This is a genomic window from Streptomyces sp. NBC_01506 (assembly GCF_045040295.1).
Lineage (GTDB): Bacteria > Actinomycetota > Actinomycetes > Streptomycetales > Streptomycetaceae > Streptomyces.
In genome coordinates this window covers 1,557,730-1,581,395 of record NZ_CP109422.1, presented here as the reverse complement: position 1 = coordinate 1,581,395, position 23,666 = coordinate 1,557,730, and the positions used below count along the sequence as shown (strand labels likewise).

Below are 23,666 nucleotides of genomic sequence, written 5' to 3'. Positions count from 1 at the left end.
GGGGACGGCCCTCGACCGGCGGCCACGGGGCCCGAGCGGGGTTCCTGGCAGCCGCGTCCGGGTGGTGGCGTCCCGCACGACGGTGCGCCACCACCCGGGGCGGTGACTCGTGTACGTAACACGGGCTCGCTACTTTGCATGCTCACCCGCATGATCGCGCCCTCTCCACGCCCAGCAGCACCTCCCTGACACCCGCGTCGCCGCCGACGCGTAACCGACCGGAGGAACACCCGTGCCAGCCAAGCCCAGGTCCGCCCCTGACGAGATACGCGGCGAGATACGCGCCGAGATACCCGACGAGGACCGCAAGCATCCGGTCGACCAGACCCTGCCGCCCTTCAAGATGTTCACCAGCGGCCTCCAGCATGTGGCCGCCATGTACGCGGGCGTGGTGGCCCCGCCGATGATCGTCGGGCCGGCCGTGGGCCTGAACGCCCGGGACACCGCGTTCCTCATGGGCGCCAGCCTCTTCACCGCCGGTATAGCCACGCTGCTCCAGACGCTCGGCGTCTGGAAGATCGGCGCGCGGATGCCGTTCGTCAACGGCGTCTCGTTCGCCGGTGTGACGCCGATGGTCGCGATCGGACGGGAACGCGGCGCCGATGGCATCGCTGTCATCTTCGGCGCGATCATCGTCGCCGGAGTGCTCGGCTTCGTGCTCACACCGTACTTCTCCAAACTGGTGCGGTTCTTCCCACCTGTGGTGACCGGCACCGTCATCACCCTGATCGGTGTCTCACTGCTCCCGGTGGCCTTCAACTGGTCCCAGGGCGGGAACGCCACGGCCGACGACTACGGCTCCATGAAGAACATCGGGATGGCCGGTCTCACCCTGCTGATCGTGCTGGTCCTGCGGAAGGTGTTGCGCGGCTTCCTCCAACAGATCGCCATCCTGCTGGGGTTGGTCGTCGGCACCGTCGTGGCGATCCCGATGAACATGACGAACTTCGACGCGATCAAGGACGCCGATCTCGTCGGCTTCCCGACGCCGTTCCACTTCGGCGCACCGCAGTTCGAGATCGCGGCGATCATCTCCATGTGCATCGTGATGCTCGTGTGTATGACGGAGTCCACCGCCGACATGCTGGCACTCGGCAAGATCGTGGACCGGCCGGCGGACGAGCGCGTCATCAAGGGGGGACTGCGCGCCGACACCCTCGGCAGCGCCATCAGCCCACTGTTCAACGGCTTCATGTGCAGCGCCTTCGCGCAGAACATCGGGCTGGTCGCCATGACCAAGGTCCGCAGCCGCTTCGTCGTCGCGGCCGGTGGCGGCATCCTCATACTGCTGGGCCTGTGCCCGGTACTGGCCTCGGTGATCGCACTCGTCCCGCTGCCGGTCCTGGGCGGCGCGGGCATCGTGTTGTTCGGCTCGGTCGCGGCGAGCGGCATCCAGACGCTGGCGACGGCCGCGCTGGAGAAGGGCGAGAACGCGCTGATAGTCGCCGCAGCGGTCGGCATCGGCCTGATCCCGATCGCGGCGCCGGAGTTCTACCACGCGTTCCCGGAGGACCTGTTGGTGGTGCTCGACTCCGGGATCAGTACGGGGTGTGTGGTCGCGATCGTGCTGAACCTGGTGTTCAACCACCTGGGCGGGAAGAAGAGTTCGGCCCTCGCCGCGTAGCAGCGCGTCGCGGAGCCCCGTCACCTCAAGGGGGAGCGGTGGCGGGGCTGTCGCGGGCGGGCGTCAGACGGCGCCGAACTCTCCGGTCTTGATGCCCGACACGAAGGATGCGAACGCACCGGCGGGGAGGCCCAGAACCGGACCTGCCGGGCTCTTGGAGTCGCGGACGGGGACTACGCCGTGCGGGGCGGCGAGGTTGGCGGCTACCTCAACGCAGTCGCCGCCGTTGTCGCTGTAGGAGGACTTGAACCAACGGGGGGATTCGGTTGTCACGGTTGGCCTTTCGGTCAGACGGTGCCGAACTCTCCGGTCTTGATGCCCGTCACGAAGGCGGTGAACGCACCAACGGGAATGCCAAGGGTCGGACCGTCAGAGGTCTTGGAGTCGCGGATGGGCACTACGCCGTGCGGGTCGGCGAGGTTGGCGGCTACCTCTACGCAGTCGCCGCCGTTGTTGCTGTAGGAGGACTTGAACCAACGGGGAGATTCGGTCGTCACGGGTTGCCCTTTCGTAACTGGCTGATCATGGCCACGGATGCCGCCTGCGAGGGCGATTCGGCCTGTAGCTGATGGTAGGCCGTCAGCATGGGAAGTACCGCCGTGCTTTCCCGTTCGAGGTGACCCCGTTGTGCGGACTCGGCGTACGACATGAGCGAGCGATCCGCCATGGTCAGTACCGTGATGGGCAGATCAAACGGTCTGTGGCTCATGTCGAACGGGACGACTTGAAGCATGGTGTTCGGTCGCCCGGCGAACTCGATCAGCCGCGCCAACTGCGTGTCCATGGCGGCGTCGTCGCCGATGGACCGGCGGATACAGCTCTCGTCCAGCACCACCAGGATCATGGGAAGGCGGGGCCGCACCAGCGCCGACTGTCGCTCCGCCAGGAAGGAGACGCGTTCATCAGCCTGTTCGGGCGTGATGGCGCCCCGCCGTACGGCACTGTGCGCCAACACCCGTGCGTACTCCGGTGTTTGCAACAGGCCAGGGATGACCCCCGTGTTGTAAATCCGGATCTCTACGGCCCGGCCCTCATACCCGACGTACTCAGGGAAGCCTTCCAACAGGCTGCCGTGCCGGATCTCGCGCCATTCGCTTTCGAATGATTCGCCAGTATTTGCCGTGCCGAAGATAATGTCGAGCTTGCGCGAGAAGGGCAGGGTTGGCGGCTTGCGGGCAGTTTCCGTAGCCGAAATATGCTGGCTGGAACATCCCACGTGCTCGGCCAGGACTTCCTGACTCCAGCCACGTTTCTCCCGCAGCCTGCGGACACGGGCCCCAAAGGCCGCACGTGGGCTGCTCTCCGGGTTCAGCTCTTTACGGTTGACCATGCGTGACTCAACTCCGCCTTCGCGTCTGGTCAGTTGAAGGGATCTCAACTGTACGCCACTCTGGCCTCACTGGGTAATTGAGTCGCTACGGAGAGGAGTGGTCGTGTCCGGTATGAGTGTTCCCGCCAAGCGGCAGGGACCCCAACACGCCCCGGCCCTTGGCGCGTTGAGGGTTGGTGCACGGGAACCCGTGAACACTGAGGCGGCCCGCGTCTACCGTGCGCGTCCCGCCCCGGTGCCCGAACTGCGCGTCGGTATGGCGGTGTTCGACCCCCGGGCGGACATGCCGGGTGTCATCCGGTCCTTCACCGGACTCACGGTCTGGCTGATCCGTCCCTCGGGCCACACCTGGCAGTCGGCGCGGATCTCCATCCGTCCGGCGACCGAACGGGAACGGGTTCAACTCCGCGCGCTCGCCGCTCTGCGTCGAAAGCAGCGGCCCCCCGCGGGGCGGCGGAATTGGTGATGCGCGGGGGAGCGGGTCCGGCGCATACTGCCCCAATGCCGCTGAGCCTGCACCACATCGTCGTCGACACACACGATCTCCCCGGCCTCGCCCGCTTCTGGGCGGCTGCGCTGCGCTGGCGGGTGCTGTCCGAGCGCGAGCGGGAGGTGGTCATCGGGCCCGACGAGTCCGCACCGGTCGGCATGTGCTTCATGCCCGTGCCCGCGACGGAACGCAAGACGGTCAAGAACCGCCTCCACCTGGACTTGACGACCGTCGCGGAGGACCGCGAGGCCGAGATCGACCGGCTGATCGCACTCGGCGCGCGGCGGGTCGACGTCGGACAGACCGGCGAGGAGTCATGGACGGTCCTGGCAGATCCCAACACCTCTAACTACCAGTTCTGAGCATACGCGCACGTCAGCACCAACGACAGAGCCCCGCACGGCAGTTGCCGAACGGGGCTGTTTGCTGTCTGGTCAGTTGCAGAACGATGACCGTACGGCGGTCACGATGTCGCCGGCCTGGTCGTCGGTGAGGCTCGGCACGGCGCCACCCTCGAACCGGGTCTTGGCGTTGCCTTGGACGGTCGCGGCATCCTTGCCGCCTGTGATGTCTAGGCAGACGTTCCGGGCCCGGTCAACGGCCCGATCGTCCTCGGCCACCAGCTCCGGTTCTACGGCCCGCAGCGCGCGTATCAGGGCTTCGGTCTGTGCGGCATCGGGCGACGGGATACCGGACGGCTTGGACGGCTCCGCGCTCGGCTTCTCGTCCGGCTCGTCCGTGACCAGCCGCGCCGAGGCGGACGGCTTGGGCTCGGCCGTAGCCTTGTCCGGCTCGTCCTCGAACAGTGACAGCACTCCGCCGAACGCGAGCACTGCGACCCCCGTGATGATCCATGTTTTCCGCTCCACGCGGTCCCTCCCCTGGTCGCGCAAAAGATCGCCAATGCCTATCACGCGAGCCTCACATTACGTACACAATTCAGACGCGCGGAAGCCCCGCCCGGCACGGTGTCGGACGGGGCTGGTCTGCGATCTGTGTGTGCGTCTACGGGTTGCGCACCACGTCATCGGGCGTCGGTCCCGCGTTGAGCGCTACGGCGTGGCTCGGGCAGGCGTACAGGGTCGTTCCGGTGCCGCTCGGGCGCTGAATCCACCGGACGGCGACGGGCGCGTATGTCCAGTTGCGGCAGCGGCAGCAGCGTGCACCGGTGGGGGCGGGGCTCGGTTCGGCGGTGAGTGCGGCTGTCTGTTCGTCGCGTGTCATGCGGACACCCGCTCACGGTTTACGAGGCTGCCGAGCGGCATTGTTGGATAGTCGTAGTCGACGCCGAGCCGGGCGAATGCGGCGGCGTATGCCCGTTCGCGCTGTAGCTCGGGCAGCTCTCGCGTGTGCTCGTCCGTGAAGACGGCTCGCACGTCCCGTGATGACGGGGCGGTCCACGGACGGGACCAGGGCGACACGGGCGCGGGCTCGGTAGTGGGCGGGGTGGCCGTTGTGCAGTGGCGTCCACGGGCAGGCAGGACCAGCCGCAGCAGCCACACCAGGGCACGGGCGATAGGGTCACGCATAAGTCGATCAGCTCCTCAGAAAGCTGTTTCGGCGGAGCCTCGGCAAACCGCGTAGGACCGGTTTGCCGGGGCGTTTCTCGTGGTGAGCCTAGAGCTTCACGTCAAGATACGTAAAGCCTTGTAAAGGCACGTCAAGGGACATGGCTTGTTGTGCCCTATTGAGTAAGTCCCGCTACCGTTCACCCATGGACTACGGCCCAGACGACGAAATCGAGCGGGAGGCACCCGAGCCCCCGTTTCACCAGCTCGCGGGCATCCTGCGGGCGCGCATCGCGCGGGGTGACTGGAAGCCGCGCCGTCCGATCTCGTCGGAGACGCGTCTCTGTGAGGAGTTCGGGTTGTCCCGCCCCACGGTTCGGCGAGCCATCGCCGCTCTTGTTGCGGATGGCCTGTTGTTCGTTGTCCCGCAGCGGGGTACCTACGTCCAGGTTGCCGAGCCAGCCGGCGAGGACGAGCGGCAGGAGGGTTAGCGGACCCCGCCCACGTGGCATGGGCGTGACGTGTGGGCGGGGCCGCTGGTTCAGCGGTTCAGAGCGGCCAGGAGTCGGTTGGATCATCCACCCATGCGCTCTGCCCTTCCGCTGTCACGGTGAGCCCGAAGCGCTCGTATCCGGGTTTCCCCTTCTCCGCCCACCATCGGTAGGCCGCTTCGGCTTCGCCCCATAGTCGGCGGGGACCGGACTGCCAGACTGACGCCTCGTCGCCGTCACGGAACATCACGCAAGCCCACGAGCGATCGGTGAGCCCGTAGAACCACACGGGCAGTTCGCCGTCACGCTTTTCGGCAACGACGTGGACGCAATCGCGGAGTCTTAGCCCTACAGCGAACCGCTGGGGACTGAATCGATCCCCCAAAAAGTCGTCCTCTGAGATGGTAGTAGATGACTTGTCACGGTCGGCCGAACTGCCGTTGACGTAGTCGGAATGCACGACGGGCGAGAGCCGTTGGGCTCGTGCTTTCATGAACTCCACGCCACCCGTGAACGGCCCTGTGGCGCGCTCTCCGCCGCCAGCGACAACCAGTCGGGCCACGGCGTCACCATGGCCGTAGTGAGTCCCCCACGGGGCCACGATGACCGTACCGGGCCGGCTCTGTTCAACCCACGCGAAGGGGAGTTTGCGGAATCCGCACGTTGCAATGATGCGGTCGTACGGGCCACCTTCCTCGTAGCCCCTGAGCCCATCACGGTCGATGACGCGTACCGGGAGTCCAAATGCGTTCAGCGCCGTACGTGCCTCTGCCGCAACGACGGAATCCAGTTCCACCGTCACTACGTTCTCAACCCGCAACCGGTGTGCCAGCAATGCGGCGTTCCATCCGGTGCCCGTGCCGATCTCCAACACGCGATTGCCGGGCTCCACGGCAAGGTCTTTGAGCATCCGGAACACTACAGACGGCATCGATGCCGAAGAGGTGGACACCTCTCCCGGTTCATTACCGGTGTGTTGTCCGTCGTCCCATTGCGTCACGACGGGAACGTCCGAGTCTGCGTATCCGTACCATAGGTCGGGCTCTGCGGATCGCGAGACGGCAACGCTCTGCCCCGTCTTCATGTCGAAAGGCCAGATGAGATCCGGCAGGAATGAGGCGCGGGGAACGGCAGCGAACGAAGGTGCCCAATCCGAAGAGAGCGCACCCTCGGACATGAGGACGCGCCCCAGCTCGTTGCGGCTGGGGCGCTCCTGGTGTGCGTTGGTGGTCACTGTTCAGACAGCCTTCGGGGGGTTGGGAACGCCGGGGCCACCATCCGGGGTGGGCGGCGGGTGCGGGCCGGGGTAGGGCTGGCCGGGCAATTTGTCGTCGCCGTTGGAAACTACGCCGATCATGACTTCTCCCTCAGTTGTCTTTCCCTGTACCCGCCCGGCTGCCACTGTCCTTCAGGCGGGCGGAGTCCCCTTGCCCGGAATCGAACCGGGGCCCACTCAGAATTGCGTGACGTGCGGCACGGTTCTGAGCCTCTACCGACTGAGTTACAAGGGGTCAGCCCCGATGGGGGGCCTTTGAGCGTAGACCGAAGTGCCTTACTTTTTCTTGCCCTTGTCCAGCTTCGCCGCCAATCGCCGCTCGGCACGATTTCCGGTCGGATTCGCCGCCGTTGTTACGTACTTTGCCTTCGGCGTGTGAATAGCATCGCCAACTGGTGCCGGTTTCTTCTTCCCTGCCATGCGCCCTCTACTTTCTCTCGCGCTCTTTCTTTGGGTGTGCCCCGGCTCCAGTTTTCCGTCACGGTGGAGCCGGGCACCCGCTATCAGTGAGAACCGGCCGTGATGGGAAACCGGAACTCTCGGGAAGCCCCCCGATAGCGGTTGTTGTGGCCGCCCCTGCCGATCCCTAAGTGAGTATCGAAGGTGGAATCCACTTGGATTCAATCGACAGGGGCGGGGTTCAGAGTCGGCCGGTAAAGGCCAGCGTGGGGATCGCGACGGCATTCACGGCGACGAAGGGAGTCGTGAGAGACACGGACGCTCACCTCTCCCTTTTTGTAGGATCGTTGGCCCGGTCGGTCGGGTGGTGGCTCCCTGAATAGCCGGTGAGCAACAGCCAGCCGGCCCGTCGGGCCCTTCTGTGGCTCGTGTGACCAGAGCGGCCGTGCGTGGGGTGCCCGCTGGAGACTCGCGCTGTGGGAACGCACTCGGGCGGGGGGACGAGAACGGGCCAGACAGTCAAGGTGTAGCGGCAGCCGTTGTCCGTTATCACCACGGACAGCGGCGCCCCCTCTCTGAGCTGGTCCCGCGCAGCCTGGTAAGCGCCGGGGTCCTCGGCCCAGAAAGACAGTTCGGCACATCCATCGGGGACGGGCGCGGGGTCCACGAGCATCCACGGCGTTACCCATGCCGAGCGTTCCGGGTCGGGGTCGAGCCGGTCCACGATGCGCATCGCCTCACCGCGGACCCACCGCAGTGCGAGCACCGGGGAAATGGTCTGGAACGTGCTGAGGATGTGCTGCACGATCTCGCCCGTGCCGTATACCGGTCCCTCGGCGCGTACTTCCGCCCAGTAGCCCGTCAGATCCGGGCTGCCGTTCATGTCAGACCCTCGGGCTTCATGACCCACGGGCGTTCGATCACTTCGGCATAACTCAAGTGGTCGGGGTGGGCGCGCAGATGGGCGAACACCCAGGTCTGCATTTCGACCGTGGTCGGCTGCACGTTCGCGGGGTCGGTGGTCCATTTTTTCCCGGCGCCTACGGGCCGAAGCGACCACCGCCCGGCGCGCTCACCGCAGTACTCGCCGAGCTGGTCCCGCACGGTGTCCACGGCTAAAGCGCCAACAGCCGGGACCGCGCTCATTTGGACGCTCCGGGCTCCCGCAGAGTGCTCGGCGTCGGTTTGGTCCGCCCGTGGCGGAATGCGTGTGCGACGGGCCAACATCCTGCGGATGCGTCGTACAGGTTCCGTCGTCGCTTCCGGTCGGCAGAGGTACGGTTCATGGACTGGTCTCCCGTGTCCGGGGGTATGGGGGGTAGACCATGAACGTAAAGGCGTGACGGCCAGTCAAACCACGGAACAAGCGCGGTAGTTCGCCGAGCGTAACCGACCAACTACCACGCAGCGTGGTACGTCTCAGAAAACCCCCAGGTAGGAAGCCATGTCGCGCATCTCGGCTGTAAGTGTCCGCTTGCGGGAGCTGAGTACATCACCCATGACATACCGCGCTAGCGGCTGATGCTTGAGCCACGCACCGTTGCTCTCGCGGAGCCCCGCCAGTTCCGACATGGCGTCTTGGTGAGATCCCAACACCACATGGGACTGCGCCACGTCCAGCCGGTGACGACCCCAGTTCGGCGCGGTCGGCTTCCCCAGAGCCTTCAGCGCCTTGCCCCCTAGAACTCCCTCGTCCGCCCGCCGTAGCACTCCGCGCGCATCCCCGTCCAGCGCAAGATCTTCCACGGCTTTCATCTCGGCAGTGATAGGGCCGAAGCCGCCCCAGTGGTTCGGGAAGCTGTTGCGCTCTTGAGCAAGTGCGCTCGCAGCCGTACCCGCCATTCGGCGAGCAACGGCGGCATCATCGGGCCTGTTGTTGCGCACCGTGGCAGAGGCGACGCGCAGCCACAGTTCCCCCCACACCGCAAGTTCAGACGGCTTCGCCGACGACATACGCGGTTCCATCGCTTCGGCAGTCTGTAGGGCAAGCGCTTCGCTTTCATCGAACCTGTCTTGCCGAAGAAGCAACCAGCACATGCCGACGATGCCCGTACCGGCGGTTAACGTCTGCCCGCTCTCCCGTGCGAGTCGGATGGACTCCGCAAGAGCGTGGTAAGCCAAGTCGTACTGCCTCACCTGAGTGAGGTACTTCCCCGCGAGCAACAGCGAGAAAGTCCGAGCCTGCACGGCTTCCGTCTTGTCCTGGTCGCCCTCGGCATCCGCGGCGGCGGCCTCGGTTGCCCTCAGCAGCGCGGGCAGTTGTCGCGCAACAGAGTCGTATCGGTCTGCCCAATACAGTGCGTGAACGTCTTCAATGCGCTGGTGTAGGTCACCAACGTCCCCGGTCTCGGCTGCCAGTATCACCGGAGCTTCCAGCCCTACCGGGGGCATCAATGCCTTGCGAAGCTCGACCAGGTTCCGGCGAGACGCTTCGTCCCCCACCACGGGGGCTGGCGAGTCCGCAACGAACAGTTCAGCCGTGGTGACCTGTAGGCCACGCGCAACCATGTGCAGGGTGTCCGTGCGCACGTCCCCGCCTTGTTCGATCTTGCGGACAGTCTGGATCGATACCCCGGCCATTTCTGCTAGAAGTTCCTGGCTCCACCCCCTACGGCGGCGGTGCTTCCTGACGTTCTTAGCTAGCTCTGTCGTCATCGTCGGCCCCTCATCCTCTCCGCAACGGTACGCCCGCCGTGGTCTCCCGTACTGATACCCGCGCGCCTCTTGACACAACGTACTGGCGGGGCGGCAGCGTTCACGGCGAGGCTGGTCCGGGACACGACGAAAGCCCCGCCGTACCCCCAAGGTTGGGAGTGCAGCGGGGCTTCGGGCTGTGCAGGTAGGAGTGTGTGTACGGGATGTGAGAGCCCGACGAGTGCGGGTTAGGCGGCGGGGTGTCGTCTGCCTGTCTTGCGTGCTTGTCTTTCCAGGGCTTCGACTCTCAGGCGGTCGTCCCAGACGACCCAAGGTGTCCCGGCGGGTACCCAGCGGTTCGTCTCGCGAGACCGGTCCCATGTCCACTCGCCTACCGTGGCGCCCGTTGTGAGGCACGCTGCGATGACGCGGAAGCGGTTGGCTGGTGACGTGTCCAGCCATGCGGCAGCTCGGGGGCCATGCAACGCCATTTCGCCGGCCAGTTCATGCTCTGTGTAGACGATGACCTGTGCCCGTGGGAAGCGCGCTACTTCTCGCCATTGCCAGTACGCCCCGCCGGGACGCTCCGTATAGATTTCCGTGCGCAACTCGGCAGTTGGCCTTGCTACTGGGATCTTTCTTACAGCCTCACTCATTCCCCCACCACGCAATATCGGCCGTTCCTCTGATCCCCCGGTTGGGCCACATTAAGCGAACAGCGGGAGGTAAACAAGGGGTAATTCGCAGGTCACGGGGGGTGATCTAGCTGAGCGGCCAATCTAATTCATCGTCATTCTGCAACTCGACTCTGTCATAGGGAAGTTGGCGAGAAGGTCAGTGAGTTCATTCTCTTCCGGCCGAACTCGGCGCGTCACTGTCGCGACTGTCCGCCCCGAGCTGTCCCGGACGTGGATGTCCACCAGGGCGCCGCCGCAGCGGGTCACCGTCACCGTGCCCCCGTCCGTGGTCGCCATGGTCACCATGCCGCCACCCAGTCCGCGAGGGACTTACCGCCTTTGCTTGAGTTGCACGGCCAACAAGCCGGGACGACGTTGCGTTCAACGTCGTGTCCTCCGAACCCGAGCGGGACGACGTGGTCAAGGGCGGTGGCTTCGCTGCCGCAGTAGCAGCAGCGACTAGCCCAACGCGTGAACACGGCTGCACGGCTGTAGGGCTCGTGTTCGGCTCCGTATCGCTTAGCCCGCGCTTTCGAGTTGTGGCGCGCGTGTGCGTCCGGGTTCTGCAGTTTCCATGCCTTGCTACGCTCCGACTCCCGTTCTCTGTTGAGAGCGCGCCAAGCCCGTTGGGCAGTCCTGATCTTGTCCCGGTTTCGCTGTCTGTAGCTTTGGGCTTCCTTACGCACCGCTTCACGGTTGGTGTCCGCACGTGCCTTGGTCGCTGCTCGCTTGCACGCTTTGCAGGATGACATGAGCCCATCACGGCGACCGTGGGCTGAGTAGAACTCGGTGCGGGGCTTGCTCTCGCTGCACTTTGTGCATGTCTTCACCATGCGCGTGCACCGGCTCTGTACAACTCGGAGAAACGTTCCTTCCCCTTCTTGCGAGCCTGCCGCACCTGGTCGTGAGACAGACCCGTGTCCGCTTCCAACTCGGCGTCATCGATTACGGGCCGGTACTTCGGAACCGGGGAAATTCCGAACACAGCTTTCACCACGTGACGTTGCCGCTCGGACAGCAGTCCCAACGTGCGGTGCACCTGGTCCCGGATGACAGTACGGCGGTGCGAAGCGATATCAGCCGCGGTGATCAGCTCGGCGGGCATCCCGATTTCGCGCTCCAACTTCGCCGCGAGGGTGATCACTTTGCCGCCCTCGCTCTGAACGGGACGGTCCAGGTATTCGAGCCCGAGCCACGAAAGTCGTGCCGCGTACGCGTGGTCCGGGCTCATCTGGCGTTCGCCCATGTCGTCCGTGATGGCGATGCGCTCGGCGTCGTACGGGTCTCCGCCGGCCAGGGTCAGTGCCTTTTCAAAGTCGCCAGCGGCGTACGGGGTCACACCGGGGCGGGTTTCCGCCCGGCGGGCTTCCGACATGGCGGTGTGCAATGCGCGGTCTATGTACTTCATGAATTCGCCGGGGCTGTCTCCGTCGAACTTGGCGAGGGATTGCCAAACGGCTATTCGCCCGGCCTGTGCGAGGTCTTCCGCGAGGGCGTTGCCGTTGACCTCCGCCGATCCGGCGTAATGGCGGGCTTTGGCTTTGATGAGTGCTTCGGTTTCGCTGATGACCGCAGATACGGCGTCTAGGTCGTTTTCCCTGGCGGCCGAAATCTGCGAATGCGTAAGGTGCGTCATTGAGCTTGGCTCCGTACTTCGGGGGCTTTGCTCTCTGTGGAGAGCAGGAAGATCCCGGAACGGAGCGCGAGGGGTTCTGAAAGGAACCCACGGCTCTATTCAATGCGCCTTACAAAGGGCACAAAAAAGCCCCGTCCCGGATTAGCAGGACGGGGCTTGCGCATTGCCTTTATCGCTGCGTGGCAACGAATTTAGGTATATGCCAGCGGCACAACAATGCACCTTAATGCGGTGTGTTTACTCATATCGGTTCTTACCTGAGATATTGGCGCACTAGCCGCAACCTTTCGTAACGCTCGGCTAATTCGTTACTCAAACTAGTAGCATTGAGTGCATGATTGTGGAGATGTCGCGAATGTCGTGGCCCTAGCGTGACCCAATCGGGTGCAACCAAAGAAGAACAGGCATGTCTTCGGTCGGTTTCTCTCGCTTACTCTCCGTCGCGAAAATCGCGGACAGTAATCAGAAGTCGGCCCCGTACAGCGAGCCCCACGACCGTCCGCCGATCTCGGCTTCCGCGTCAATGGCGACTCCGAAGATCGGGAACGTCATGGCTCGCTCAAACTCTCGCGCGAACTCTCTTGCATCCCGCTCGGGCACCGATGCCAACAGTTCGTCATGAATGGGCAAGCGGCAGAATTCGAGCAGACCGGCCGACTCCATATTGAGCATGGCTTGCCCGAGGACGTCCCGCGCGGTGCTCTGGCACAGATAGTTGGTCACGGCGTAGGTGCGGTCCCGGTCCAGTGGCAGCCGGCGACCGGTGACGGAGACCAGGACCATGCCCGTTTGGAAGGCTTCGCGCTGCCATCGGGAAGCCGCTCGGCGAATCTCCGGATACACCCGGTCATACGCCTTGAAGGCGCTTCGCACATCTTCAATCGGCGCACCCGTTTGCCGGGCGGTTGTCTCGGCTCCGCCGCCGTAGATTTTCGACAGACCGACACCTTTGCACAGCTTGCGGTGAGCCTTTGTGAAGCCCGGTCCGAATACCAGTCGCGCGGTGAAGTCGTGCAAGTCCTCGCCCTTGCCGATTGCCTCCTTCATGCGCCGGACATTTGCGAGAGCGGCAAGAACCCGCATTTCGACAGCTTTGAAGTCCGTGGAAATGATCACGTGTCCGGGGTCGGCAAGCAGACACCGCCGGATCATGTGGTCACTGGACGGAAGTGTCTGGAGAGCGGGGCGGGTAATCGACATGCGGCCCGTACGGGCTTGCAGTGAGTTGATGAACGGATGGACTCTGCCCGCAGCGTCCACGGTCTTTAGAAACGTCCGTGTGTATGCCTTCCGCCACTTCCCGGCCCTCTTGCTCCGCAGCACAGCGAGGGCAAGCGGGTTGGGTGTGCGGGTGTTGAGTGGCTGCCACTGCAACGACATGTCCGCGAGCGCCAACAACACGTTCTTGTCGACCTTGACGGCCCCGGACGCCGTGCGCTCCGTCAGGGCCTCGCCCATGCCCGCGAACGCTTCGGCGAGTTGGGCCGTGCTGTTGACGTTCTCGACTCCGTACCGCCGGGCCTGGTCCGCGTACGTGGCCGCGTCCACGCCCAACCGGCCGTCAAGCTCGGCGGTGTACTCCGTGTCCAGCACCAGGCCCGTGCGCATCATGACCGCGCAGAGCCGGGCAATCTCGTGCTCATACGTCACCAGCTCGGCGCGCACGGACAGCCGGTTCAGTTCCCGCCGTAGCACCGGTTCGAGACGGGCCGTCAGGATCACGTCCAGCCCCGCGTAAAGGAGATACGTCGGATCCGTGATCGGTATGCTCGCCCATCCCGTTTCTTTGGTGAGTCCGAGGGACCTGAATACGGCTGTGAGTCCTGATTGTGTGTCCGGTGCGGCAGGGTCCACCCAGTGCGCGGACAGGGGTTTCAAGCCCGTCCCTATGCCGCCCTCTTGGGGCTGCCGGGGGTCCACCAGGCTCGCCAATATGCGGGTGTCGGTGGTCCATGGCGCGAGTTCTTCCAGGGGAATTCCCGCGTGCCGGTCCAACACCAGCCAATCGAACGCCGCATTGTGAATGAGAACTTGGCGGCAACGGTGGATTGCCTCTCGGGCGTACTGTGCGAACCACCCGCCCCGCTCGTACAGCAACACCCAAGCGTCGTGAGCGTCCCCGAACTGGACCATCCGGAGCCGATAGGTAGGGCTGAAAATATCCAATCCGGTTGTCTCGGTGTCCAGCGCGATTGGTCCCCGTTCGCGCGCCCGGTATAGCCATTGCCAGAACTGTTTCAGATCGTTGGTGTCCTCGGGAACGTGGACGGTGACCCGCTCGCCGGCTATGTCGTGACGGAATTCTCTCATTCCTCCCCCTAAAGCAGAATGGGCCGCCCACCCGAATAGGTGGACGGCCCGTGTCAGTGGTCAGTGATCAGTTTCCGAAGATTCCCGGTCCGGCTACGTCCGGGCTTTCTTCGGCAGTGCGGAGACCGACCAGACCGATTCCCCGCATGGTCTTTCGGCGGGACACCCCACGTTCTTCCATGGCGTCGTAAAAGGTGCGTCGGGTCCACCGCTCACGAGCCGGAAGGTTCTCCGCTTCGCACCACTCCAAATAGGTGTTGAACGCTTCGGTCCCGTTCATCACCCGGTCGTCGTCGGTGGGTTCCAAGACCCCTGGAAAGAAGCCGGCGAGCTGGTCCGACGTCTCCCGGTATTCACGGGATGCACCCGTGATGACCTGGGGGTCTTGCAGCCCGTCCGCGTACCAGTGGACGGCGCCACGTACCGCCCACGCTGCAATTCCCTCGGCTTCCCCCAACAGCCGCGCGTCTAGCGAGTGGTCGCGCTCATGGGGTGCGAAATAGCGCAGGAAAGGCAGCAGTTTCACCCGTCGCCAAAGTCCCTCGTCCTGACTTTTGAATTTGGGCTTGTGGTTCGTGGCGAGCAGCAGCAGAAAGGACGGCTTGAACTCGAAGAACTCACGCCGCAGATAGCGGGCTGAAATCATGTCCTTACCGGTGACGCGCTTTAGTACCGCTTCGGACATAGGCGCCCCGCTCTCACCCTCGGAGGCCATGACGAGCCGGGCGCCGCGGAGTGCGGCAATGTCGTTGGGAATGCCGCCGCTTACTTTTGCCTCGAATGTTGCAAAGGGTGTTGTCTTGCTGATGGCGCGGAACACGGCGGTAAGGGTGTCGACAAGCACAGACTTGCCATTTGCCCCCTTGCCCCACATGACCGCGAACGCTTGCTCTGTGACGTGCCCCGTAACGCCATATCCGATAAGGCGTTGAATGTACGGCGGAATTTCCGGCATACCAGGGAAGATTTCAGCGAGGAAACTCTCCCACCGTGGGCATTCGGCTTCGGGCCGGTAGTCGATATCCAGGCCATACGTCAGCATGTCGCGCATGTCGTGCGGGCGGACCTGTCCCGTACGGAGATCCACCACACCGTTTCGGAACGCGAGCAGATCGGGCCGGTTGTCAAAGTCGAGTGCTTCCACGCGCACCGTTGGCACGGACCGAAGTTCCGTCAGTAGAGCGTCAATTCGGTTGGTCATGGTGAAACCACGTGCCGCTTGAGTCTGTCCCGCGAGGACGAGAGCGGCCCCCATCCGGTGGATTTCCTGCCGGACCCTGGTGTCTGAGCGGCCCCAGACACGGCCGTTCCACGTGTAGAAACCGAGACCGGCCGCGTAGCGGATACGGCCCCCGCAGAACGCAGTGAGCGCATGGGCGTTCATCGCGTCGGACTCGCCGAGCTGCCCGACAAGGCGGGCAAGGATCTCCGCCGCTTCCGCCCCCTGGTCGCGCGTCACGGCGTCGGCCCCGGTGCGCTCGGCAAGCTCGGCAGACCGAGCTTCCGCTTCGGCATCGGCGGTGTCCCGGACGGGCCGGGCAGCCTTGACCGCACGGTGCAGCTCGGCTGCGAAGTGCTCGGGGTCATCCTCGCGCCAATCAGTCAAGTCCCAGCCGGCTCGCGGCAGTTCGAGCCGCAGCGCGTCAACTCCGTGGTCGGCGAGACCGGTGGCGAGCCGGGACGTGAAGCCGTTCCCGGCGGTGTCGTTGTCCCCGGCAAGGATGACGAGAGAGTCCCGCAGACCCTCGGCGAGTTCGCGCACCAGCTCGGGCGAGCCGGCGAGAGCGGCCCCACGAATCGCGACGGCGTCATAACCGCATCCGGTGGCCGTAAGCGCGTCGCCCGGCCCTTCACAGACCAGGACCGTTCCGTATCCACCCGCACCGCGAAAGACGCCGTAGGGGGTCCAGCGGTGACCACGGGGGTTAATCAGAGACAGCCACCGTGCGGGACAGTCGCCGGACAGGTCCCGCCCCTGTAGCCCTCGGGCGACTCCGTCCCATCCATACAGGGGGACAGTCACGCGCGGGTGCGCCCAGTACTGGCGAGAGAGGTACGGGAAGCCCTCGCCCTGGTCTCCGGGATCCACCCCGATGCCGAGATCTGTGGCGGTTTCCACATCGAGGCCGAACCGGTCGGCGAGGTAGCCCCGCGCACGCTCGGGCCACTCGGACGACCAGTTGCCGAGTGCTGCCGATGTGCGGTCGACGTACGCGGCGAGACCGGCGACCAGCCGCGCGGGGACCAGCTCGGGGCGTTCGGCGGACACCGTGTTGCCGGGGCCCGTCACGTCGAACAGGTCGGACCAGCCGAGACCGGCCGCGCGGATGACATCGGCGGTCTCGCACCCCGCCCGGCACGTGAGCCGTGCTTTCAGATCCTCGCCCCGCCAGATGCGCAGACTCGGCCGGCTGTCGTTGTGCGCGGGACAACGGGCCGCGTACCCGCCGTCCTGGTGCTCGTCCACGTCGCCGAAGCGTGAGAGCAGATCAGCGAGCAGCACGGCAGACCACCGCCCCACGCACATCAGCGAGCAAGACAGCGAAGTGATCGAGGTCCGTCGTCAGGTACCAACGCGACGTGTCGAGACCCCGCAGCGACACCGCGAACCCGTACGCCGCGAACATGTCGCGGGTGGACAGCCCGAGCGCTGTACGTGTCCGTGTCCACGTACGTACGTCAAAGTGAACCCGTCCCGACCGCACGCCGAGCCCGCGCCGCTTGTGCACGACGACCGCGTACGGGAAACCGGCATGCACCGCTTCAACCCGTGCTTGCCGAAGCCATGTCGGAACCGCCGGGCCTATAACGTCCTTGCATTCGAGAATGAACGGCACGGCATGCACGTCGCCAACATCCCGCGCACCCTCTTGCGCCGCTCTGCGAATGTTCCTGGAATCGAATGGGTCCAGGAAAGACCCGAGCGAATCGACCAGCCCGAGAGTTCTATTCAGATGGTCCCGGACCGCGCTTTCCCATGCGGTCCCGCGCGCTTTGTTGGGGTTAGTCATGGTCGGCCCCCTGACGCACGGTGCAGCCCCGGCCCATGGCATGAGCCACCGCAGCGAGATACCGAATCCAGTCCCGACGCGCACGCCAACCGTTCCGCAAAATCAGCTCGTCCCCGGCGGACAGCTCCCGCACGTCCCCGAGCGGCGGAGCATCGTCGGCAGAAATCACATACATCATTCGTCCCCCCACACAGCAAAAGGACCGGACAACCCGTATCGGTCGCCCGGCCCCTCATATCGTCTTACTTGTCGTCGCTCACAACGCCCGGAAGAATCAACCTGACGTGCTCGGAGCTGATCCATTCCCTACGGAGTGACCGACGCTTTGAAAATCCCGACTCAACCCCGGTGGGACGGACACGCAGCATTCCGCGCAGCCGACCATCAACCAGGCGTGCGGTCACCTTGTCCACGATCGCGTCAGTCATCCGGACACGGTTTCCCTGCCGCGCGGCATAGGCAATCAGGTCCCCCCGGTAGATTTCCTCGCCGCTGTAATCGGTGATAACACCGCGCTTACTCATTCGCCCCCCATGTGGTTAGTAGGTGTGAATATGCGGCGTGCGCCTGGTGGGGCACCACGCCGTTTCCGATGATGTGAAGCTGGTCCGTCCTGGTCAGCCCGCCAATTCCGGTCACCCATCCGTCCGGAAGGTCCATGAGCCATTCACCGAATCGGGGGGAGAGCAGTAGCCGGCCCCGGTGGTCCAGCTCGGCCGGTCGGGGAGCGGGACGGCCCGTCACCGATTCCCATCGGTGGATTCGGTCGGCTCTGTCGCCCCACCAGCCGCGAGGAGAGTGGACACCGGGAGGCTTTTCGCCACCACGTCCAACGATGCCCCGGATTGCCGTCCGTTCCCTGCTTTCCCGCCCCTGCGGCCGTGGCCATTCGGGCTGGTCCCCGTGTCCGGAGTCGGAAAGCCGGGCGATACAGAACCACCGGTCGCGCTGATGTGGGGCACCCATTGCGGACGCTCGGAGGCAGCACCATGACGCGTCGTACCCGCTCGCGGCCAGCTCCCCGAGAACAACGTCAAGACCGTTCCTGCGGATGGCTGCCACGTTTTCCAGGAACACAGCACGTGGTCGAATCGCGCGAACGGCTGCCGCAACGTGCTTCCAGACTCCCGAGCGCTCCCCATGAATTCCGGCTCCCCTTCCGGCCGTAGATATGTCCTGGCAGGGAAATCCGCCGGTGACGATATCGACGCGACCGGCCACCGCTCCCCAGTCGGATTCGCTGATATCGCCTAGATTTGGCACGGGATACCGCTCGGAAAGTACCGCGCTCGCTGCGGGTGAGTTGTCGGCGACGTACGCCACCCGTTCACCCGTCAATGACTCCACGGCCATCGCGAGCCCGCCGTACCCCGCGCACAGTTCAAGAATCGGCATCAAACATCCGCCATCAGCAGATGCCGGTAGGCCGTGAATGCCTGAGCGGGACAGACCCCATTGCCAATAGCTTTCAGATGGTCACGACGATTGAGCCCCGGAACTTCGGTTATCCAACCCGGCGTCAAACCCATGAGCCATTCTGCAAAAAAGGCCGTGACACGGATGCCGCCACGTGGCCCGATTTCGGTTGGAGCGGGTGCGGGGTATCCGGTGATGGATTCCCATCGTCGGATTACCGGGAGGTATTGCCCCCACCATGTGGAAGGTGAATAACCACGGTCCGTAGATTCATTCCACCGGTCCGTTTCGGCGAGTTCCCAGGGCCGCCCGTTGCATCGGATGCCGTCGGAGTAGGGAAGTAGAAAACAAACTTCGTCGGCAAGGGTGGAAGCGTGGGGCTGTTTACCCCCCCCCCCCCCCGCGTGGGTCGTTTTGCCAAGTCGCTTTAGCGGATGCTGCGCGCCGCCATTTGTCCCAAGATTTGCCGTGGGAGTCTTGAGGTACGGCGATGCAAAACCATCTGTCCCGATGGTGGGCGGCTCCAATGCCGGATGCGCGGTAGCTGCACCATTTAGCGTCATACCCTGCCGTGGCCAGAGACCCGAGAACTTCCGGAAGTCCCCGCCGCCGGATGACTGCAACGTTTTCCAGAAAGACAACGTCCGGTCGAATGATGCGAACAGCGTCGGCGACGTTTCGCCAGATGCCCGAGCGCGTGCCATTGATTCCCCCGCCTCGTCCCGCTATGGATATGTCCTGGCACGGGAAACCGGCCGTAATGGTGGTCACTTCACCCGTGAGGGGCGACCAGTCAATTTTTGTTATGTCGCCGAGATTCGGCGCGGACGGATACCGCTCGGCGAGGATCGTGGATGCTGCGGGGTCAATCTCCGCAACGTATTTCACGGTGTCCCCGGTGAGCTTTTCCACGGCGAGCCCGAGCCCCCCGTAGCCCGCGCACAGTTCAAGAATTGCCATCTTCCCTCCCCTGGTTAGCGGCCCTGGAAATTCGTCGTGTCCGGGGCCCCTTCCGTCCGCCTGCTAGAGCGACTTGGAAGAATCCGCTACGGCGTCATTCCAGGACTTCAGAACCTTGATTACCGGCTTGAAGTAAGAAACGTCCCGGCCCTTCTTTGTGGTGTACTCCACCAGTTCGATAGAAAGTTCAGCGAAAGCTTCTCCGCCCACCTTGTCCAGCGAGTTTTCGATCTCGTGTAGTACCTCGGCGAGCTTCCACGAACCGGTCTGGAAACGGAAAAGGCCAAGGCCGTAATCCTCGGCGAGCCGGAACATCACCGAAATAGAAGGAGACGGCCCCCGCTTGGACTTGGCGTTGGCTTTCCGGTCCTCCATCAGCGGCGGGCAACCGCACGCAATACCCTTGTCCGTCTCGGGGCTAAGGAACTCGACCCCGTCACAGTGATGAATGAGAACGTTTCCGTTCCAGAGCTTCATGTCCGACGAGACCGCCGAAGCGCCGGTCAGAACCACCTTCACGCGGTTCGTGCCGGTCAGAATCTCGATGAAGTTCTCCGACGTGGAATCGGTCACTTCCGGCTGCCCGCCCATGAGCTGAGCAATAGCGGCGGCAACGTCCGGATCACCGGTCGTCACCTTCCATTCGGCGAGGGCTTCGGGAATGCCGTTGACCGAGCGGCCCGAGTGGAAACGGCCCACGGTGTCATCAGAAAACGTGCCCTTCGGCAGCGCGTCCGGGTCGGTCTCGAAGATACGAATAGCCATACTGTGAATCCCCCTGGTTTGGGCATGAAAAAAGGACGAGCCGTTGTGTGCTCGTCCTGGTGCTGGTGCTGGTGTGGTTTAGCCGCGCCGCTGCGTTCCGGTGATGAGCCGGCGGACGCTCTGCGCAATCGGGCCGCCGAACACGGTCTGGGAAATTTCGCGGTCCCAGTGGAACACGTGCCGCAGCGTGAGGAACACGTTAAAGACGTCCTCGTCAATGCGGACGGGCTTGAAAACCCAACCGTCTGGAGTGATGTGGAGAACTGCCGCACCGCCTACGGCGGGCATGGGCTCTGACTTTCCGTCGGGTGAAATTATCCGGTCGGCATGGGCGTACGCGGAGAGTTGTAGCGCCACGTCCGGATACGCGCTCTTACTGGTCTTCCAGTCGACCAACAGCGTGTGCCACTCACCGTTTTCGTGGTCGGGCTTCCCGTCCTCGCCGAGCCGGACGCGAAGGATCGCGTCAAAGCTGCCCGCGTACCCGTGCTCATCAGACCAGCACACATCCTCGGCTCTGATCAGCTCGGGGCGCACGGCGGTAAGGAACTCGGCGAAACCGAGCCGGTACGGCTCCATATCCGGGTGTACTCGGCCGATCTCTTCGAGCCGGATCATGCGCTCGAAAAGGTCGTGTGCCTGACTTCCTACCTTTGCCCGCAGGCTGGTGTAACGGGTGTGGGAGTTCCGCAGAAAGTCCACGGCCCCCGCAGGGTCGCGCCCGGCGATAGCCTGAACGGAATCCAGGTTCTCGACTGCCGATTCTGCGGCCATGCGAGCGGCCCAGAATGTCAGGAACGGCTTGGGAAGCATCCCGACGATGCTTGTCACGCCCGGTACTTTCTCGGCGGTCTCAGGGCTGATGTAGAAGCGCGAGCCCCCGCGCTTGATAGTCCGGATGGCTCCGGGCATGGGTGTCCCCTCGTAGGCTTTGGTGAGTGATCGGCGAGGGGATGACGGATGACGGTTTAGACCCTCTTTTTGGCATGCGTCTAAAAAATAAGAGAGATAGCCAAAGAGGGGTCATCACGTCATACCGTCATCCCCCCGCTGGTGTCAGCGGGGAACCGCGAGGCGGTCCGCGAGCGCGTGCAGCTCGGCGACCGTGCCCGCGTTGGTGAGTACGGCGTCCGCCGGGAAGTCGTCCAGTTCGGTTTCGCTGGTGTGCTGTCGCTCGTCCTTGCCGGCTGGTCCGTGCTTGCCGGGACGTTCTACGCGGACGAGCAGCGCGCCACGAGCCTGGAGCGCTTCGGCTTCATTGACATACCGGGTGTCCGTGACGACCACGGGCAGCCCCCACCGGTCGGCGACGTCTACCTTGGCGAGGGCGGCGTGGAGCCAGTACTCGTCGTCCTGGTTCCGGACGGACTGCCCGAGTCGCTGCAACGTGCGCCGCACTTCCGGGCGGTGCTTGGCCTGGTGCCACCCGTCGCGCCGCACGACGTCGGACAGCCGGATCGGAAGCGGCCCGTATCCCGTGGGCTCATAGGCAACAACCGGGTCCAGGGACAGCGCCATGTCCCGCAGCGGGTCCGCGAACGCCACACGGGCGAACGCGAATTGCTGGACGAGCCGGGCGCCCACCGTGTCCTTACCGGAGCCCGCCCGGCCCATCAGAGCTACATGCCGGTAGGTCACTCCGCGGGCGCCTGGTCGTCGTCCTGGCGCTCGTCGATGGCGTCGTCCTGGTCGTCCGGGTGCTCGACCTCGCTGGCCGTGGCGGTCTTGGCGTCCTCGGCGCGCTGGACAGCCTCACCGGTACCGAGGATCGCGGCGACCAGGGCAAGGACGAGCGCGCTGGGCAGCTCGGGCACGTAGTGCGCCACCAGGGCGAGGGCGGCGACGGCTATGGCGTAGAGACGGGCGGGATGGGTCTTGACGAAATGCATGGGTGTTCCCCCGTTAGGAGTAGGTATCGGCGTGTTGCAAGGATTGGGCAGCGTTTGCGTCTAACCTCGGCGTAGCCGAGGGAGCACGAACAGCGCCAAGGGCGGCCAGCACGGAGTGTGATCGGTGCTGGGCTCGTGGGCTCCGAGCTGGTCCCGGCGGGTGTAGAACCGCTCACGGGGAGTCGTTAGACCGCCGGGACCTTGAGCGCGTCCCACGTGGTCTTGCCGGGCCAGCCGTCCGCGTCGGCCCCGGAGAACCCGCGCTTCCTCTGCCACGCGGCGTAGCTCTTGCGGTCCGCGGCGGTCCACTGCGGGCCGGGCCCGGACGAATAGGCGGAACAGCCCTCGGCCACGAGCCGCTTGCCCATGGCAGTGATCAGGGCCGAGCGGGGCGAGCCCTTGAAGTACGCGGCACCGGGAAACGGGGCGTACTTCGGCGTTGCCGGCTTGGTGTAGGCGGGACGGCCGAAGCCGAGTACCTGGGAGCGGGTGCGGGTGCGGCGATAGCAGCCGTCCCCGTTGCCCTGACTGCCGCTGGTGCCCGCGCTGGTGTTGCCCTCAATGGTCTTGATGTCGTGACCCGCCGGGCTGTCTGCGGTGACGATGCCGACGTGATCGGCGACCGCTCCGCCGTCCCACGTGTAGAAGACGATGTCCCCGCGCCGAGCGGCCGAGTTCTTGCTCACCCACTGACCGCGCGCCTTGAACCAATTCACATGGCTCGGGCAGTAGGCGAACTTCCCGACGACTCCCGCGTTTCCGCTCTTGTTCGCCCAGTAGCTAATTGCCATGTCGCACCACGGGTTGTAGTCCAGCCCGTACCAGGCCCCGTGCTTGGTCTTGTTGTTGGACCCTTCCTTGTAGCCGACGTCCGCCGAAGCGGCGGCAATCATGACGTCTACAGTTCCCATGAATTCTCCCTCTTTTGGGCATAAAAAAGCCCCGCCCGGTAGGCCCGGAACGGGGCTGGTCTTGCGTGCTGTTTCTCTAGCCGGTGAGGCGTGCGACGGTAAGTCCCGCAGCAACGACCGTCGCCACTGCGGTAATCAGCGCGACGGGCAGAACGAATCGTCCCCGCTCGCTCTCAAGCCCACGGATACGGGCCTCGTGATCCTCTAGCGTCTCGTCCACGGATTCCCCCTGTTGTCCGAGGCGTTGAACGTCGCCCCGGAGTCCCACAACCTCGTCATAGATTTCACGGGCTCCGATACGCACGCCCAAGGGCTCGTTGGTCTCTTCCATTCATCCCC

The 23,666-nt window shown here is 64.5% G+C and carries 29 protein-coding genes and 1 pseudogene; 4 read left to right on the top strand and 26 right to left on the bottom strand.

Annotated elements, in window-relative coordinates; genetic code table 11:
* The first annotated feature begins 265 nt into the window (after positions 1–265).
* Positions 266–1,624, top strand: a complete 1,359-nt coding sequence (locus OG329_RS06580) for a nucleobase:cation symporter-2 family protein (protein ID WP_405801683.1) — start codon at positions 266–268, stop codon at positions 1,622–1,624.
* Positions 1,625–1,687: 63 nt separating this feature from the next.
* On the opposite strand, the gene OG329_RS06575 is transcribed toward OG329_RS06580, so the two are convergent.
* The 3 genes from OG329_RS06575 to OG329_RS06565 are packed head-to-tail and all read right to left on the bottom strand — an operon-like array spanning position 1,688 to position 2,954.
* A complete protein-coding gene (locus OG329_RS06575) occupies positions 1,688–1,897 on the bottom strand; it encodes a DUF397 domain-containing protein (protein WP_405793378.1) in 210 nt (69 codons plus the stop codon).
* A 14-nt stretch (positions 1,898–1,911) separates the two neighbouring features.
* Positions 1,912–2,121, bottom strand: a complete 210-nt coding sequence (locus OG329_RS06570; protein ID WP_405793377.1) for a DUF397 domain-containing protein — start codon at positions 2,119–2,121, stop codon at positions 1,912–1,914.
* Positions 2,118–2,954 (bottom strand): Scr1 family TA system antitoxin-like transcriptional regulator, encoded by an 837-nt coding sequence (locus tag OG329_RS06565; RefSeq protein WP_405793376.1) that lies wholly within the window; start codon positions 2,952–2,954, stop codon positions 2,118–2,120. Before OG329_RS06565 ends, OG329_RS06570 begins: the two co-directional genes overlap by 4 nt.
* Positions 2,955–3,144: 190 nt before the next feature.
* Here OG329_RS06565 and OG329_RS06560 point away from each other — a divergent pair, with 190 nt between their 5' ends.
* Entirely contained in the window at positions 3,145–3,420 is a 276-nt protein-coding gene (locus OG329_RS06560; protein WP_405793375.1) for a hypothetical protein, read from the top strand.
* 35 nt (positions 3,421–3,455) lie between these two features.
* The gene (locus OG329_RS06555) at positions 3,456–3,806 is read left to right on the top strand and encodes a VOC family protein (protein ID WP_405793374.1); all 351 of its coding nucleotides are present in this window, start codon (positions 3,456–3,458) and stop codon (positions 3,804–3,806) included.
* Positions 3,807–3,878: 72 nt separating this feature from the next.
* On the opposite strand, the gene OG329_RS06550 is transcribed toward OG329_RS06555, so the two are convergent.
* The 3 genes from OG329_RS06550 to OG329_RS06540 all read right to left on the bottom strand — a co-directional run bounded on the left by OG329_RS06550 (position 3,879) and on the right by OG329_RS06540 (position 4,973).
* Entirely contained in the window at positions 3,879–4,313 is a 435-nt protein-coding gene (locus tag OG329_RS06550; RefSeq protein ID WP_405793373.1) for a DUF732 domain-containing protein, read from the bottom strand.
* A 136-nt stretch (positions 4,314–4,449) separates the two neighbouring features.
* Positions 4,450–4,668: a hypothetical protein gene (locus tag OG329_RS06545; RefSeq protein WP_405793372.1), complete on the bottom strand. Its 219-nt coding sequence runs from the start codon at positions 4,666–4,668 to the stop codon at positions 4,450–4,452.
* Positions 4,665–4,973, bottom strand: coding sequence for a hypothetical protein (locus OG329_RS06540; RefSeq protein WP_405793371.1), 309 nt, complete (start codon positions 4,971–4,973; stop codon positions 4,665–4,667). The genes OG329_RS06545 and OG329_RS06540 overlap by 4 nt, the downstream gene beginning before the upstream one ends.
* A 185-nt stretch (positions 4,974–5,158) precedes the next feature.
* Between OG329_RS06540 and OG329_RS06535 the strand changes: the two genes are divergently transcribed.
* Positions 5,159–5,443 (top strand): winged helix-turn-helix domain-containing protein, encoded by a 285-nt coding sequence (locus tag OG329_RS06535; RefSeq protein WP_405793370.1) that lies wholly within the window; start codon positions 5,159–5,161, stop codon positions 5,441–5,443.
* Between the two features lie 58 nt (positions 5,444–5,501).
* On the opposite strand, the gene OG329_RS06530 is transcribed toward OG329_RS06535, so the two are convergent.
* The 20 genes and pseudogenes from OG329_RS06530 to OG329_RS06435 all read right to left on the bottom strand — a co-directional run bounded on the left by OG329_RS06530 (position 5,502) and on the right by OG329_RS06435 (position 23,658).
* Positions 5,502–6,677, bottom strand: coding sequence for a methyltransferase domain-containing protein (locus OG329_RS06530; protein ID WP_405793369.1), 1,176 nt, complete (start codon positions 6,675–6,677; stop codon positions 5,502–5,504).
* A 188-nt stretch (positions 6,678–6,865) separates the two neighbouring features.
* Positions 6,866–6,954 (bottom strand): annotated as a pseudogene (locus tag OG329_RS06525).
* A gap of 41 nt (positions 6,955–6,995) precedes the next feature.
* The gene (locus OG329_RS06520; protein WP_405793368.1) at positions 6,996–7,139 is read right to left on the bottom strand and encodes a hypothetical protein; all 144 of its coding nucleotides are present in this window, start codon (positions 7,137–7,139) and stop codon (positions 6,996–6,998) included.
* Between the two features lie 301 nt (positions 7,140–7,440).
* Positions 7,441–8,001 carry a hypothetical protein gene (locus OG329_RS06515; protein ID WP_405793367.1) on the bottom strand — a complete coding sequence of 187 codons (561 nt, stop codon included), beginning with the start codon at positions 7,999–8,001 and terminating at the stop codon, positions 7,441–7,443.
* Entirely contained in the window at positions 7,998–8,264 is a 267-nt protein-coding gene (locus tag OG329_RS06510) for a hypothetical protein (RefSeq protein ID WP_405793366.1), read from the bottom strand. The genes OG329_RS06515 and OG329_RS06510 overlap by 4 nt, the downstream gene beginning before the upstream one ends.
* A 273-nt stretch (positions 8,265–8,537) precedes the next feature.
* Entirely contained in the window at positions 8,538–9,773 is a 1,236-nt protein-coding gene (locus OG329_RS06505; protein ID WP_405793365.1) for a helix-turn-helix transcriptional regulator, read from the bottom strand.
* 955 nt (positions 9,774–10,728) lie between these two features.
* The gene (locus tag OG329_RS06500) at positions 10,729–11,181 is read right to left on the bottom strand and encodes an HNH endonuclease (RefSeq protein ID WP_405801681.1); all 453 of its coding nucleotides are present in this window, start codon (positions 11,179–11,181) and stop codon (positions 10,729–10,731) included.
* A gap of 74 nt (positions 11,182–11,255) precedes the next feature.
* The gene (locus OG329_RS06495) at positions 11,256–12,065 is read right to left on the bottom strand and encodes an RNA polymerase sigma factor (protein WP_405793364.1); all 810 of its coding nucleotides are present in this window, start codon (positions 12,063–12,065) and stop codon (positions 11,256–11,258) included.
* A 462-nt stretch (positions 12,066–12,527) separates the two neighbouring features.
* A complete protein-coding gene (locus OG329_RS06490; RefSeq protein ID WP_405793363.1) occupies positions 12,528–14,375 on the bottom strand; it encodes a DNA polymerase in 1,848 nt (615 codons plus the stop codon).
* A gap of 67 nt (positions 14,376–14,442) precedes the next feature.
* Complete coding sequence (locus tag OG329_RS06485; RefSeq protein WP_405793362.1) at positions 14,443–16,878, bottom strand: phage/plasmid primase, P4 family; 2,436 nt, start codon at positions 16,876–16,878, stop codon at positions 14,443–14,445.
* Positions 16,865–17,386, bottom strand: coding sequence for a hypothetical protein (locus OG329_RS06480; protein ID WP_405793361.1), 522 nt, complete (start codon positions 17,384–17,386; stop codon positions 16,865–16,867). Before OG329_RS06480 ends, OG329_RS06485 begins: the two co-directional genes overlap by 14 nt.
* A 242-nt stretch (positions 17,387–17,628) precedes the next feature.
* Entirely contained in the window at positions 17,629–17,910 is a 282-nt protein-coding gene (locus tag OG329_RS06475; protein ID WP_405793360.1) for a hypothetical protein, read from the bottom strand.
* Positions 17,903–18,781: a DNA cytosine methyltransferase gene (locus OG329_RS06470; RefSeq protein WP_405793359.1), complete on the bottom strand. Its 879-nt coding sequence runs from the start codon at positions 18,779–18,781 to the stop codon at positions 17,903–17,905. Before OG329_RS06470 ends, OG329_RS06475 begins: the two co-directional genes overlap by 8 nt.
* A gap of 405 nt (positions 18,782–19,186) precedes the next feature.
* Positions 19,187–19,762, bottom strand: a complete 576-nt coding sequence (locus OG329_RS06465; RefSeq protein ID WP_405793358.1) for a DNA cytosine methyltransferase — start codon at positions 19,760–19,762, stop codon at positions 19,187–19,189.
* Positions 19,763–19,825: 63 nt separating this feature from the next.
* Positions 19,826–20,527 carry a hypothetical protein gene (locus tag OG329_RS06460; protein WP_405793357.1) on the bottom strand — a complete coding sequence of 234 codons (702 nt, stop codon included), beginning with the start codon at positions 20,525–20,527 and terminating at the stop codon, positions 19,826–19,828.
* 78 nt (positions 20,528–20,605) lie between these two features.
* Positions 20,606–21,439, bottom strand: coding sequence for a hypothetical protein (locus OG329_RS06455; protein WP_405793356.1), 834 nt, complete (start codon positions 21,437–21,439; stop codon positions 20,606–20,608).
* Positions 21,440–21,583: 144 nt separating this feature from the next.
* Positions 21,584–22,165 (bottom strand): hypothetical protein, encoded by a 582-nt coding sequence (locus tag OG329_RS06450; RefSeq protein WP_405793355.1) that lies wholly within the window; start codon positions 22,163–22,165, stop codon positions 21,584–21,586.
* Positions 22,162–22,416 (bottom strand): hypothetical protein, encoded by a 255-nt coding sequence (locus OG329_RS06445; RefSeq protein ID WP_405793354.1) that lies wholly within the window; start codon positions 22,414–22,416, stop codon positions 22,162–22,164. The genes OG329_RS06450 and OG329_RS06445 overlap by 4 nt, the downstream gene beginning before the upstream one ends.
* A 185-nt stretch (positions 22,417–22,601) precedes the next feature.
* On the bottom strand, positions 22,602–23,327 hold the full coding sequence (locus OG329_RS06440; RefSeq protein WP_405793353.1) for a peptidoglycan-binding protein: 726 nt from the start codon (positions 23,325–23,327) through the stop codon (positions 22,602–22,604).
* A gap of 76 nt (positions 23,328–23,403) precedes the next feature.
* Complete coding sequence (locus tag OG329_RS06435; protein ID WP_405793352.1) at positions 23,404–23,658, bottom strand: hypothetical protein; 255 nt, start codon at positions 23,656–23,658, stop codon at positions 23,404–23,406.
* Between the last annotated feature and the right edge of the window lie 8 nt (positions 23,659–23,666).

Bases quoted from the DNA above. Each gene is read 5' to 3' on its own strand.
- OG329_RS06470 (WP_405793359.1), bottom strand. From the start codon at position 18,781: ATGCCGATTCTTGAACTGTGCGCGGGGTACGGCGGGCTCGCGATGGCC.
- OG329_RS06555 (WP_405793374.1), top strand. From the start codon at position 3,456: ATGCCGCTGAGCCTGCACCACATCGTCGTCGACACACACGATCTCCCC.
- OG329_RS06460 (WP_405793357.1), bottom strand. From the start codon at position 20,527: ATGGCTATTCGTATCTTCGAGACCGACCCGGACGCGCTGCCGAAGGGC.
- OG329_RS06565 (WP_405793376.1), bottom strand. From the start codon at position 2,954: ATGGTCAACCGTAAAGAGCTGAACCCGGAGAGCAGCCCACGTGCGGCC.
- OG329_RS06455 (WP_405793356.1), bottom strand. From the start codon at position 21,439: ATGCCCGGAGCCATCCGGACTATCAAGCGCGGGGGCTCGCGCTTCTAC.
- OG329_RS06510 (WP_405793366.1), bottom strand. From the start codon at position 8,264: ATGAGCGCGGTCCCGGCTGTTGGCGCTTTAGCCGTGGACACCGTGCGG.
- OG329_RS06475 (WP_405793360.1), bottom strand. From the start codon at position 17,910: ATGAGTAAGCGCGGTGTTATCACCGATTACAGCGGCGAGGAAATCTAC.
- OG329_RS06515 (WP_405793367.1), bottom strand. From the start codon at position 8,001: ATGAACGGCAGCCCGGATCTGACGGGCTACTGGGCGGAAGTACGCGCC.
- OG329_RS06435 (WP_405793352.1), bottom strand. From the start codon at position 23,658: ATGGAAGAGACCAACGAGCCCTTGGGCGTGCGTATCGGAGCCCGTGAA.
- OG329_RS06545 (WP_405793372.1), bottom strand. From the start codon at position 4,668: ATGACACGCGACGAACAGACAGCCGCACTCACCGCCGAACCGAGCCCC.
- OG329_RS06495 (WP_405793364.1), bottom strand. From the start codon at position 12,065: ATGACGCACCTTACGCATTCGCAGATTTCGGCCGCCAGGGAAAACGAC.
- OG329_RS06520 (WP_405793368.1), bottom strand. From the start codon at position 7,139: ATGGCAGGGAAGAAGAAACCGGCACCAGTTGGCGATGCTATTCACACG.
- OG329_RS06540 (WP_405793371.1), bottom strand. From the start codon at position 4,973: ATGCGTGACCCTATCGCCCGTGCCCTGGTGTGGCTGCTGCGGCTGGTC.
- OG329_RS06535 (WP_405793370.1), top strand. From the start codon at position 5,159: ATGGACTACGGCCCAGACGACGAAATCGAGCGGGAGGCACCCGAGCCC.
- OG329_RS06490 (WP_405793363.1), bottom strand. From the start codon at position 14,375: ATGAGAGAATTCCGTCACGACATAGCCGGCGAGCGGGTCACCGTCCAC.
- OG329_RS06480 (WP_405793361.1), bottom strand. From the start codon at position 17,386: ATGACTAACCCCAACAAAGCGCGCGGGACCGCATGGGAAAGCGCGGTC.
- OG329_RS06440 (WP_405793353.1), bottom strand. From the start codon at position 23,327: ATGGGAACTGTAGACGTCATGATTGCCGCCGCTTCGGCGGACGTCGGC.
- OG329_RS06500 (WP_405801681.1), bottom strand. From the start codon at position 11,181: ATGTCATCCTGCAAAGCGTGCAAGCGAGCAGCGACCAAGGCACGTGCG.
- OG329_RS06445 (WP_405793354.1), bottom strand. From the start codon at position 22,416: ATGCATTTCGTCAAGACCCATCCCGCCCGTCTCTACGCCATAGCCGTC.
- OG329_RS06505 (WP_405793365.1), bottom strand. From the start codon at position 9,773: ATGACGACAGAGCTAGCTAAGAACGTCAGGAAGCACCGCCGCCGTAGG.
- OG329_RS06465 (WP_405793358.1), bottom strand. From the start codon at position 19,762: ATGGCAATTCTTGAACTGTGCGCGGGCTACGGGGGGCTCGGGCTCGCC.